Origin of the sequence: Synechococcus sp. H55.11 (assembly GCF_047462475.1) — a bacterium.
Lineage (GTDB): Bacteria > Cyanobacteriota > Cyanobacteriia > Thermostichales > Thermostichaceae > Thermostichus.
Genome location: NZ_JANSJI010000351.1, coordinates 1 through 11891, shown reverse-complemented (window position 1 = coordinate 11891; position 11891 = coordinate 1). Strand labels below are relative to the sequence as shown.

The following is an 11891-nucleotide window of genomic DNA, read 5'->3' as shown; positions in this document are numbered from 1 at the left end:
TTCTATGAACACCCGTCGTACTTTCCTGGCTTTCGCCGCTGGCTTGGTGGCTGCCGCCGGCGCTGCCTTCCTGGCTGCCGACAGCTTTGCCCAGTCTCCTGCCAACGTCAAAGTTTGGATTGCCTTTACCGATAACCGTCTCGATTGGGCCCGCGCAAAAGCGGCAGAGTTTAACAAGCAATTTCCTCAGTACAACGTAACTGTTGAGGGCTACGGCAACTACGAAGAAATTCAACAGGCCACCGACCTGGCCATTCAACAAAATGCAGCTCCTTCGGTGGTGCAGTGGTTTGAGGTGGGCACCCAACGGGCACGGGATTTCGGCTACTTCAAGTCTATCGCCGATGCGCTGGGCAACCGCACCGAGGTGAACGGGATCCCGGTGAACTTCGACGATTTTATCGAGCCGGTGGTGAGCTACTACACCCTGGACGGCAAGTTCACCTCCATGCCCTGGAACAGCTCCAGCCCCATCCTCTACTCCAACACCGCCATTTTGAAGAAAGCTGGGATCGAGAAGCCACCGGCCACCTGGCAGGAGCTGGAAGCCGCCTGCGAGAAGATCATGGCGCTTCCCGATGCGCCCCAGGGCTGCGTCACCTGGCCCAACCACGGCTGGTTCTACGAGCAGTGGATGGCACAGCAGAATGCTCTCTTGGCCAACAACGAAAATGGCCGCGCCGCCCGGGCCACCCAGGTCTTTTTGGACTCGGAGCCCTCGGTAGCCATCGCCACCTGGTGGAAAGGGATGTACGACAAACGCTACTACATCTACAGCGGCAAGCAGCGGGATTGGGCGGCCACGGAGCAAGCCATCCAAACCGGCACCGTTGCCATGGCCATCACCAGCAGCGCCGACGCGGCCAACATCACCAACGCCGCCAAGCAGAACAACATCGAGCTGGTCACCACCCGCATGCCCTACAACGCCGACAAGGGTTGGACGGGGAACTTGATTGGGGGCGCCAGCCTTTGGTTGGTGAAAGATCTGCCCAAAGAGGTGGAAGAGGGGGCGCTGACCTTCATGTTGTGGCTGAATAACACCGAAAATGCTGCCGAATGGCACAAGGTAACCGGCTATCTGCCCATTCGCAAAAGCTCGGTAGCCTTGCTGGAGTCGCAGGGCTGGTTCAAGGAAAACCCCAACTTCTTCACCGCCAGCGACCAAATCAACAACTCCAAGGTCACTCCTGCCACCCGTGGGGCGCTGTTGGGGGCTTTTCCCGAGATTCGCAATGTGGTCACCCAAACCATGGAGGATCTCATGCTCAAAGGCGGGGAGCCGGCCCAAGCCATGGCCAAGGCCAACGAGACTGCCAACCGCCTGCTGGCCGAGTACAACTCCCTCTATCAGTAATTGGTTAGGAGCTGGGATGCCGCCAGATTGACGGCGAAATCGAGGATAGGGGGTGGGCGGCGGCCTGCCCCTTTCCTGGCTTTTGCAAGGTTAGAGGGGAGAGAGAACATGGGGCAATGGATCCAAGTGCTGGTGCCACTGCTGGCAGGGTTGTCAGGGGCCCTCTGGGTGGGATCCCGTTTTCGGCGCATCGAGCGACCTGTGCTGCTGGGGGCGGCTCTGGGGGGGCTGGCAGGAGGGCTGGGATCCCTGATCTTCATGGTGCCGCTGGATTTTTGCACCTTTGCGCCGGAGCGTAAGGTCATCGACCTGGTTTTTGGTGTGGGGCTGGTGCTGGCGGGCATGGCCATCCCTCTCTGGCCGCTGCTGGCGTGGATCCGCAAGGAACAGGAGTGCCGCCTGGGGATCCAAAGAGCAACTCCCCAAGAGAGGGGTATCTTCAAGCAGGGGTGGCTGGCCTGGCTGCTTCTGTTGCCCACCTTCACGATCTTGGTGGTGTTTCTCTACTACCCAGGGCTGGATACCCTGCGCCTTTCCACCCTGCTCACCTTTGTGGGGGCGCCGCGCAGCCGCTTCGTTTGTGTGGATAACTTTACTGCCTTGCTGACGGATGCCACCTATCTGCGCAGCCTGGGGATTACCTTTGCCATTTCGGCGGCCATCGTGGTGCTGGGACTGAGCGGATCCCTGTTGATCGCCACGTTGGCCTATCAGCCCATTCGCGGGGCGGCGATTTATCGTGTTTTGTTGATCTGGCCCTATGCCATTTCGCCGGCAGTGGCCGGCATCATCTTTTTCATCATCTTCAACCCCTTGGGCGGTGTAGCCAACTACTTACTGGGGCTGGTGGGGATCCCACGTTTGAATTGGCTGGGGGATCCCAACTTGGCCCCTTGGGTGGTGATCTTTGCCAGCGTTTGGAAGCAGATGGGCTACAACATTTTGTTTTACCTGGCCGGTCTACAAAATCTGCCCAAAGATCTGCTGGAGGCGGCTGCCATTGACGGAGCCGGCGCTCTTCGTCGCTTTTTTGCCATTACCCTACCCCTGCTTTCCCCCATCACCTTCTTTTTGGTGATTACCAACATGACCTATGCATTTTTCGATATCTTTGGCACCATTGATTTGCTGACTGCCGGCGGCCCTTCGGGATCCACCTCGGTGTTGATCTACGAGATCTACAAAATTGGAGTGTCTTCGGGAAATTTGGGCAGGGCTGCTGCGCAATCCATTGTGCTGTTTCTCATTGTGGTGGGGCTGACGATCCTGCAATTTCGCACCACCGAGCGGAATGTGACCTACGGCGGATAATCTCTGCTGCAAGGGGAGGTGCATCGAAGTTTGCAGCAGCCCCTGTGTGATGAGCGAGAAGAAAATCGGCAAGAATGGTGGCCGAGCAATCTAGGGATCCCCAATGGCTGCAAAATCCAACCCCTCGACCTGCCGGCGCAACTTCGGGAAGCTGGGCATCTTGCTGGCGGCCATTCTGTTGCTGTGGCTCCTCTGGGGAGCCCCGGCAGGCAGCCAAACCCGTCTCAATTTCAGCAATGCCGATCTGCAGGGTCAGGATTTGTCCGGCCAAGATTGTCGGGGCAGCAGCTTTGTCGGGGCCAACTTGCAGGGCGCCGATCTGCATGGGGCCAACCTTGCGGGGGCGGCATTTACCAAAGCCAATCTGGCAGAGGCCAATCTGTCGGGCGCCGACTTGAGCAATAGCCTCTTGGATCTGGCCAATTTGGCCGGAGCCGATCTCAGGGGGGCCAACCTTACAGGGGCGATTGCCGCGCGAGCGGCTTGGCAGGGGGCGCAGATTGCCGGCGCCGATTTCAGCGAGGCCTACGTGGATCGGGCGGCTCTGCGGCAGTTGTGCGAGCGAGCCGAGGGATCCCACCCCGTGACAGGCGTTGCCACTTGCGAGAGTTTGGGCTGCCCTCAGTGCAAAAAGTGACGCCTGCCGGTGCAGACCATGGCAATACCGGCAGCGTTAGCGGCAGCGATGGAATCGGCATCCCGAATGCTGCCTCCCGGCTGAATGATGGCGCGGATCCCGGCCCGGACGGCTGCCTCCACACTGTCGGCAAACGGGAAAAAGCCGTCGCTGGCCAAAACCGCTCCCGCCGCCCGCGCGCCGGCCTGCCTGAGGGCGATCTCCACGGCCCCCACCCGGTTCATTTGGCCGGCCCCAATGCCCATCGTCTGTCCCTGCCGGGCGACAACAATGGCGTTGGATTTCACGTGCTTGCAAACGATCCAGGCAAACTCCAGATCTGACCACTCTGCCGGGGTGGGCTGGCGCTCGGTCACCACCCGCCAGGACTGTTGGCGGTCGGATCCCTGGAGCCGGTCTGCCTCTTGCACCAGGAAGCCCCCGGCCAGGGTGCGAAGGGTCTGGGCCGGCCCCACACAAAAGTCCGGCAAGACCAAGACCCGCAGGTTTTTTTTGGCCGCCAGCTGCTCAGCCGCCTCTGGGGTGCAAGCGGGGGCAACTACACATTCCAAAAAAGGCTCCGCCAGGCGCTGGGCGGTCTCCCGATCCAAGGTTTGGGTAAGGGCGACGATGCCCCCAAAGGCCGAAACCGGGTCGGCAGCCAGCGCCGCCTCCAGGGCAGCAGCCAGCGATGGGCGCACAGCCACGCCACAGGGGTTGTTGTGCTTCACCACCACCGCCACCGCCTGTCCGGGGTCGTGCTCGCCGGCCAGACACAGGCTCAATTCCGCCGCCAGAGCGCGGGCCGCCTCCAGATCCAGCAGGTTGTTGTAGCTTAGCTCCTTCCCTTGCAATTGTTGGGCCCGATGCCAGCCGGGGGCAGCCGGATCCACCACGTACCAAGTGGCAGCTTGGTGGGGGTTCTCCCCATAGCGCAGGCGCTGCCAGGGGATCCCTCGCAGTTGAAAAACAGGTTCGGGAGCGGTCGGGGGAGCTTGAGACTGCCGGGCCAGGTAGTTGACGATGGCGCGGTCGTAGGCCAGCACCTGCTCAAAAGCCCGACGGGCACACTGAAAGCGAAACGCCAACTGCTCCGTTTCCCCATCCCCGCCGGATAACAGTTGTAAATACCGGGGATATTGGCTGGGATCCGTCAGCACCGTAACGTAGGGATAATTTTTGGCTGCCGCCCGCGCCAAAGTGGGCCCGCCGATATCGATTTGCTCAAAAGCTTCCGCCAGAGACACCTCTGCCTGCGCTACCGTCTGCTCAAAAGGGTAGAAATTGACCACCACCAGTTGGATGGGAGGGATCCCCAGCGCCTCCAGATCCGCTTGGTCTGCGGGATGATCCAGACGGGCCAAAATGCCGGCGTGAATGCGGGGGTGCAGCGTCTTCACCCGTCCCCCCAGGATCTCTGGCGCGCCGGTGTGGGCCGAAACAGGCGTGACCGGGATCCCGGCTTCTGAGAGCACCTTGGCCGTGCCCCCGCTGCTGAGCAGTTGAAAGCCGTGCTCCTGGACAAGGGCCTGGGCCAGCGGGATGAGCCCGGTCTTGTCGGAAACACTCAACAAAGCTACAGGATTCTGAAGCAGCATCGGACGGCGTGATCAGTCAAAAACAGCTCAGCGCCCCCACAGCATACCGCGTCAGCCGCCCCATCTTCCGGGTGGCTTGGATTTTTACAGACCAACACCTCTCTTGCTAACGCGACTAGGAATATTCTGAGCCGCCGCCAACCTCATCCTGCCGAGCTTTTTCCCGCTCTTGGTTGAGACGGGCTACTTGGGCTTCTAGGTCTTGGATACGGTGCAGCAACTGCTCGATAGCGCGCCCCACCGGGTCGGGCATGAGATGGTGGTCTAAGTCGATGCCATGGGCAGGGATGCGGCGTTGATGGGGTGGGATGACCGCCCGCCCTGGGATCCCGACCACCGTCATGCCGGGAGCCACATCCTGAATCACGACCGCGTTGGCCCCGATCCGGGCTTTTTCGCCAATGCGAACCGGCCCCAAAATCTTTGCCCCCGTGCCGACAATCACTCCGTTTTCCAGGGTGGGGTGCCGCTTGCCCTTGCTCCAAGAGGTACCTCCCAGAGTGACCCCGTGGTAAAGGGTAACATCGTCGCCAATCTCCGCCGTCTCGCCGATCACCACCCCACAGCCGTGGTCGATGAAAAAGCGCCGCCCAATCTGGGCTGCCGGGTGAATTTCGATCAAGGTGAAAGAACGAGCGAAGAAACTGATCACCCGCGCCAGAAAAAACCAGCCCCGTTTCCATAGCCAGTGGGCGATGCGGTGCAGAAACAAAGCGTGCACGCCAGGATAGGTGAAAATCACCTCCCAGCGATTGCGCGCCGCCGGATCCCGCTCGAAGACGCAATCAACATCTTCCCAAAATTGCTGCCAAAACCCCAGCTTTGGCTCCGGCTTGCCGGAAGGGAGAGCATCGCTCGCCTCAGTTTGGGAGCTTTCCACCGCCGGCTGCGAGGACTCCGTCTCGCTGACGCGATTGGCCTTTGTCAGCATGAATGGTCTCCGTTGAGGAACCTCCACTGCTTCCCCTTCTAGCATTTTTTGCCAGCAGCCAGAAGCGATCTCCCGCGCAAGGGGGATCTCTGCCGGATTAAGCTCAAGCAAGCTTCCTTCTACCTCAAGCCTCTACCCAACTGCTGAGCCACCAGTTGCCCAATCGCCTGCGCGGCTCCCGGCCTTCCCCCCAGCCGCTGCAATTCCGTCTGCATCTGCTGGCGTCGTTGGGGATCCTCCAACAGAACTCGCAGTTGTTCGGCCACGGCCAGCGGGCGCAAATGGCCCCGCAACTCCGGCACCACCTCTTGCCCGGCCCAGATGTTCGGCCAAGCCAAGTGGTTTAGCCACCGCAGGGCAATCCTGTTGATAAGGCGAGCCAACCCCGTACCCAGGCCAGGCAGGCGGGCCAGCAGGCCGAGGATCCCATCCCAGGCGCGCATTGCCTCCAGCTTGTTGGTGGGGATCACCACTACCATCGGCACCCCCAAATAGGCCAGCTCGGCGGTGTTGGCACCAACAGTGGTCAGACAGAGATCGCAGTTGGCCAGCACAGAATAGGCAGGAAAGCTTGTCCACAATTGCACAATGCTGCCAAAGGGGGTGACAAATTGGGAGCCCAGATTGGTTTGCTCCAGGATGGCCGAGGTGCCATAGATTACAGCCATGTCGGGGTTGAGCTTAGGATGGGCATAGCCGGCCAGCGACTGAGGCGTTTGTCCTGGGGCCACCGGGATCACGAAGCGGACATTGGGCAGCATCTGTCGCAGCTCATCGGCTACGGCCAACACCAGCGGTACCCCCAGAGAAAGCTTGGCCGGTTTGGAGCCGGGGAGCAATCCCACCTGATAGTGGGTGCGGTTGCCATCGCTCAGGCGCTGCCAGCCACGCGGTAGCCATTCTCCATCGCTGCAGCGGTGCTCCACCCGTTCCAGCGCGGTCTTGGCAGGCTCCATCCCACTGACAGGGCTGGGAGATGCCTCTTGGAGCGGGCCGAAAACTTGAGTTAGGGAAGAAAAACCCGCCGTCGGTTTGGTGGCAGGCGGCTGTGGGGATCTGCTGCCAAGCCAGCCGGGAAGGGGCACCCCCGGCAAATAGACGGCGCTGGCCACGCCATCCGCCATCAAATCCCCGACCACGTGCATCTTCTGGGCCCAGCGGTGGCCCAGGAGGCGTCCCCCGTCGTAGCGGCGTTTGATCGCCTCTGTTCGCAGGGCAAAAGCGTCTACCCAAGGCCGCCAACGGGGCCGATGTTCAGCATAGACCACCAGTCGATAGCGCAAGCGGCGAGCGATCCAGACGGCAAAAAACTGATCCCCCCCCAAAAACAGCACCACCCCTCGCCTGGCCCAATCCCAGGCTTCTTCGGTTTGGCCGGTGAGCAAAAAAGCCAGAAAAAAATCGGGATCCTGTACCCGATCCACGTCGATAAACGCTTGGGCTATGCTCATCTCTTGCCCGGAAGCATGGGGGCAAGGGGCAAGCACCAGAGAGAGGCGCGCCTGAGGCAATTGCTGTCGCAATTCCATCACGACCGGACGCACCCAGGTGGTCAGCTCTCCAGGGCCGTTTGAGAGGATGAGAATGTCATAGGGCGGCTCACTGCCGCTCAGGAGGGCCATCGGGGGCTGAGATCCTTGGAGTTGTCGTCATTGTACAGTTTGCTTGTGGACACGGGCCGCCTCCGCCTGGTTGGCAGGCTGCCGGGATCTAGGGCCTGCAAATTCAGGTTCCCCAATAATCCCAATCCAACGAGCTTGAAAAAGGATCCCTTAGGCCAATAAGGATCCCCCGATCATCCCCGCCAGCAGGATAAACCCTTGCACCACATTTTGGCCGAAGATGGCCGGGTACAGGGTGGGAGGGGGATTGACCTGGTAAAGCTGCCAGGTTTGCCGGGCCCAGAGGAGGGCAGCAATGGCCAGGCTGAGGAAATAAACCCAGTGCAACCTCAGGCTGATCCCCACCCCCAACAGAGCGATGGCGGCACCCAAAAAAAACAGTCCCACCGCCGTCGGCGTCTGTCGCCCGAAAAAACGGGCGCTGGAGTGGATCCCGGCCCGTTCATCGTCTTCCCGATCCGAGAGGGCGTAGACCGTATCAAACCCCAACGTCCACAACACCGTGGCCAGCCACAGCCAGCCCAACCCTTCCTCCCATAGGGGCGTGTTCGGGTCTTGACCGCTCACCGCCGTCCAACTGATGAGCACGGCAAATCCCCAGGCCAGGGACAGCACCAGTTGGGGCACCGGAAACACCCGCTTGGCCGCCGGATAGAGCAGAATCACCGGCACTGCCGCCACACAAAGGGCAAAACTGACCGGGTTGAGAAACAGCGCCAGCCCTGCCGCGCAGGCCAAACTCAGCAGGGCCATCAGGATCCCGACGCCAACCGTCAGCTCCCGGCTGGCCAAGGGGCGGTTGCGGGTGCGCTCCACCAGTGGATCCAAATCCCGATCCCAAAGATCGTTAATGACACAGCCCGCCCCACTGGTGGCCAAGCTGCCCAAAATCAGGATCCCGATCAACGGCCAGGGGGGCGTTCCCCGCCCGGCCAAAAAGGCCCCCCACAGGGCCGGGATCATCAAAATCAATCGCCCTGCCGGCTTGTGCCAGCGCAGCAGCCGCAGAACGGCCCCGCCGGTGGCCCAGAGTGGGGCAGCCATAGCCAGTTTCCGGCCCAAAAGCGTGAGTTGCCGAGGGGTGTGGGCTTGACATCCTCTCCCGCTAGGCCCCGACGAGCCGTAGAGGGGAGATTCCCAGACTTCACGATCTGGGTTTCCGCTTCCTTCCCCTGCGAGTTTTTCGTAGTTGCCCTCTAGACTCATGTCTATCAGGTCTTACACTCACTCCACAGACTGTCACCGACTGTCCAGCAGCCAAAAGGTTGATGGCAGCATTGATATCCCGGTCATGGTGTGTCCTACATTGAGGTCACTCCCCTTACACAGCCCAGGGTTTCTTGCTCAGCAGTTGGGAAGAAGCGGTAGCGGAAGGCTCGTTCAGCCACACCTCACACTATAGCGCAGCCGATGTGAGGCTATCCTACTATTTGCTGGGTTCAGGGATATTGTTCGCGTTAGCGATGTGTAGCACTAACCCAAGACAAGAAGCCTCAAACTTACAGACTCGAGCCTAGGCCTACATAGGAACCGTAGAAGAAAAGCCCGACCACAGTGAGCACTCCCAAACCGGCAATCACGGCTACTATCCACAGAGGAATCCTTGCTTGACTGGTCATAGCAACTGGTCTCCAATAGAAAAAGACAAAACTGGCAGAAATTGCAGCCTCAAGTAAAAGAAATAAGGGCCAGCCAGAAGCCAACGTTGCTCCTTCTTGCCCTCTCTCAACCCCAAGAGCAGAATAATGTAACTCTGGCCTCAGTTGAGAAAGTAGCTAGAGAACAACAGCCCAACCACGAACACCAACAACAAACCCAGGTACAGGGAAGTGCGGTTTAGCTCCACCGGTTGGGTGTTGGGATTCTTTTCGGGTTGATCAGCCATTGGGTTCACCGTTGAATAAACTGCATCGCAGCAATAGCTCCCAAAAAGAAAACAGTTGGGATCGCCAAAGTGTGCACCGCCAGCCAACGGACGGTAAAAACAGGGTAGAAAACAGGTTCGTCAGATTTGTTGGCCATAGGTCTCATCCTACGCAAAAAAACGATTTATTTACAAATTGAAACAACAAGTGGCTTGCCTGCCCGCAGCCCCTCCTAGCGAGCTAGCCTCTCCAACTGCTCCAGAGCATTGAAGCGGTCGCTGACAATCGGCAGCTCCTGCCGCTCTGCCGTGAAATACTCATTGGGACGCGGGGTACCGAAAATATCATAAGCCAGGCCCGTGCTCACAAAAAGCCAGCCTGCCAAAAACAAAGCGGGAATGGTCAGTGCGTGAATGACCCAGTAGCGGACACTGGTAATGATGTCGGCAAAAGGTCGCTCTCCGGTGCTGCCAGCCATGAAACTCCTCCCTGGGGTAAGGGCAAAAGTGCTTTCTGAACTTTCCGAGTCTATAACACAATGATAAGGATTTGGATGCACAACTACAAGTTATGAGGCAATTGCCCAGGCCCTTTGCCGCCAGGCCAGATCTCATCCCGCATAGGTAAAATCTCTTAGTGGATCCCTGCGGCGAGCTTTTGCACTCGAGTTTTGAGAATCCCACTGCCAAAGGGCGCAATCCCAACTGGTATCGAAGGCTTGAGGACACGGCGGAAGTTTGAGATAAGCTGGCCCTGAGGGGATGTCAACGGAACAGGAGTAACAGCTATGCGGTGCTCGTGGCCCCTAGCTCTGAGTTTGTGTTGGACGCTGGGCTGGTCGAGCGTCAACCTGCCGGCTTGGTCTCAAGGGGTGGAGCAGCAAGCCTCGCTGGCCTGGGCCGATGCCTACGTGGCGGCGCTGGAGCGTCAGACGGATCTGGTGCTCACCCAGGAGCCGCTGTCGGCCACTCTCACCCGACTAGAATTGGCCCAGTGGCTGACGGAGTTTTTCGGCTACATCCCCAACCCCAACCAGGTGCAAGAAATTCGCGATCTCGAGCCCAATACCCCCGACTATTGGACGGCCCAGGCGGTGTTGCAGGCGGGGGCGATGCGCCTGTACGAAGGCAACGAGTTTCGTCCCCAAGGAGATCTCACCCACCTGGAAGCCCTGGCCATTTTGGTGCGGGCCCTGCAACTGCCTGCTCCCAACCAGGCCGATATTGAGCGCTGGATGGCTCTCTACAGCGATGCTGCTGAGGTGCCGGAGGTAGGGCGGGCTTTTGTGGCCATGGCGGGTGAAGCGGGGCTATTGGTGAATGTGCCGGATCCCGCCCGGCTGCGGCCCAATCGGGTGCTGAGCCGAGCTGAGGGGGCGGTGCTGTTACATCAGGCGTTGGTGTATCGCGGTCAGCTTTCGCCTCTGCCGCCTCCGGTGGTGCAGTTGCGACCTTCTCCCGCTGCGGTGGCCGAGACCGTCCAACCCGAAATCTCACAAACGCGGGTTATCCCTGAGTCGGGAGTGGTGCCGGCAGGGAAAGCCTTGACCGTTGAGGCCCAGGGCACTCCCAACGGCAGGGCCACGGTGGATATTGGCGACCTGGTGCGGGGTTTGCCCATGGAAGAAGTGCAGCCCGGCTATTACCGCGCCGTTTACACCCTTGGCCCTCAAGACAGTGCCTTTGGCCCCGACATCCGCATCCAACTGAGCCTCAATGGAGTCAGTACCCGCGTTCAGCGGCGGCTCCCTCAACTGGCCCTGGGCAATGTCGCTCCCCCGTCGGTAGAACCGGTGTTACCTGCTTCTGTCCCTTTGCCGCAGCCGGCTACCCCCGCTCCTCTGACCGCAGCCGGCAACCGCTCTCCACGTATTGAGGCGATTCGACTGGATCCCCAGCGCGACCTAGTGGAAGGGGATATCCTCACCATTGCCATCTGGGGGGACTCGGGAGGGATCGCCCAGTTTGATTTGGGGAATCTGGCCCTGAACCAGCCGATGCGGGAGGTGCGACCCAACCACTACGAGGGCACCTACGTGGTGGCCCCCACCCACCAAGCCAGCAACCCTGTTTTGCGAATTGTGCTCAGCAAAGACGGCCTCAGCCAGGAGTATCGCGAGATCTTCCCTTTTGCAATCGATGGATCCAAGGGAACCCGCTCCACCATTCAGCCAGCTTCTCGGCCTGTCGCTGCTGGGCCGCCTCAGATTTTTAGCATTACCACCAACAGCACCAGCCTGCGCATGGGCGAGATCCTCAAAGTGACGATGCGAGGGGATCCAGGGGGGCGGGCAGCTTTTCGCATCGTCGGGGTGACGCCAGAGGTGGAGATGCGGGAGGTGGCGCCCGGCCTCTATGAAACCCAGCAACAACTGCCCTTCAACATGCAGCCGGTCAACAACGGCCTCATCGAGGTGATCCTGGAGCGGGGCGGGCAAAGAGCCACCCAAACCAGCCCCTCGCCGATCACCATCGCTCCCTGAGCAAAACTTGCCGCGCAGCATCGTGAAAACTTTATCCCGCTGGCGCAAGCTGTAGTTAACGTAAGGTGCGGAATTCCCCACCGTCTATACGGTGGGGATGGATAGCACC

General features: G+C 60.0%; 12 protein-coding genes. 4 read left to right on the top strand and 8 right to left on the bottom strand.

Annotation, left to right across the window (positions count from 1 at the left end; translation table 11 throughout):
- The 3 genes from NW853_RS13500 to NW853_RS13490 all read left to right on the top strand — a co-directional run.
- Positions 1-1357, top strand: a 1357-nt coding sequence (locus tag NW853_RS13500; protein WP_414349280.1) for an ABC transporter substrate-binding protein, incomplete at its 5' end; no start/stop codon positions are given.
- Positions 1358-1465: 108 nt separating this feature from the next.
- A complete protein-coding gene (locus tag NW853_RS13495; RefSeq protein ID WP_414349279.1) occupies positions 1466-2668 on the top strand; it encodes a carbohydrate ABC transporter permease in 1203 nt (400 codons plus the stop codon).
- Between the two features lie 103 nt (positions 2669-2771).
- Positions 2772-3305: a pentapeptide repeat-containing protein gene (locus NW853_RS13490; RefSeq protein ID WP_414336441.1), complete on the top strand. Its 534-nt coding sequence runs from the start codon at positions 2772-2774 to the stop codon at positions 3303-3305.
- Here NW853_RS13490 and purH read toward each other — a convergent pair.
- The 8 genes from purH to psbE form a co-directional block, all read right to left on the bottom strand.
- Positions 3290-4882 (bottom strand): bifunctional phosphoribosylaminoimidazolecarboxamide formyltransferase/IMP cyclohydrolase, encoded by a 1593-nt coding sequence (purH, locus tag NW853_RS13485; RefSeq protein WP_414335126.1) that lies wholly within the window; start codon positions 4880-4882, stop codon positions 3290-3292. The genes NW853_RS13490 and purH overlap by 16 nt on opposite strands.
- A 115-nt stretch (positions 4883-4997) precedes the next feature.
- On the bottom strand, positions 4998-5813 hold the full coding sequence (cysE, locus tag NW853_RS13480; RefSeq protein WP_414349278.1) for a serine O-acetyltransferase: 816 nt from the start codon (positions 5811-5813) through the stop codon (positions 4998-5000).
- 119 nt (positions 5814-5932) lie between these two features.
- A complete protein-coding gene (locus tag NW853_RS13475) occupies positions 5933-7435 on the bottom strand; it encodes a hypothetical protein (protein WP_414349277.1) in 1503 nt (500 codons plus the stop codon).
- A gap of 150 nt (positions 7436-7585) precedes the next feature.
- Positions 7586-8479, bottom strand: a complete 894-nt coding sequence (locus tag NW853_RS13470) for a 4-hydroxybenzoate solanesyltransferase (RefSeq protein WP_414349276.1) — start codon at positions 8477-8479, stop codon at positions 7586-7588.
- A 455-nt stretch (positions 8480-8934) separates the two neighbouring features.
- The gene (locus tag NW853_RS13465) at positions 8935-9054 is read right to left on the bottom strand and encodes a photosystem II reaction center protein J (RefSeq protein ID WP_414335132.1); all 120 of its coding nucleotides are present in this window, start codon (positions 9052-9054) and stop codon (positions 8935-8937) included.
- A gap of 140 nt (positions 9055-9194) precedes the next feature.
- Positions 9195-9320 (bottom strand): photosystem II reaction center protein L, encoded by a 126-nt coding sequence (locus NW853_RS13460; RefSeq protein ID WP_011431223.1) that lies wholly within the window; start codon positions 9318-9320, stop codon positions 9195-9197.
- A 5-nt stretch (positions 9321-9325) separates the two neighbouring features.
- On the bottom strand, positions 9326-9457 hold the full coding sequence (gene psbF, locus NW853_RS13455; protein WP_414335122.1) for a cytochrome b559 subunit beta: 132 nt from the start codon (positions 9455-9457) through the stop codon (positions 9326-9328).
- Positions 9458-9532: 75 nt separating this feature from the next.
- Positions 9533-9778: a cytochrome b559 subunit alpha gene (psbE, locus tag NW853_RS13450; protein WP_414335121.1), complete on the bottom strand. Its 246-nt coding sequence runs from the start codon at positions 9776-9778 to the stop codon at positions 9533-9535.
- Between the two features lie 309 nt (positions 9779-10087).
- Here psbE and NW853_RS13445 point away from each other — a divergent pair, with 309 nt between their 5' ends.
- Positions 10088-11782 (top strand): S-layer protein, encoded by a 1695-nt coding sequence (locus tag NW853_RS13445; protein WP_414349275.1) that lies wholly within the window; start codon positions 10088-10090, stop codon positions 11780-11782.
- Positions 11783-11891 lie beyond the last annotated feature (109 nt).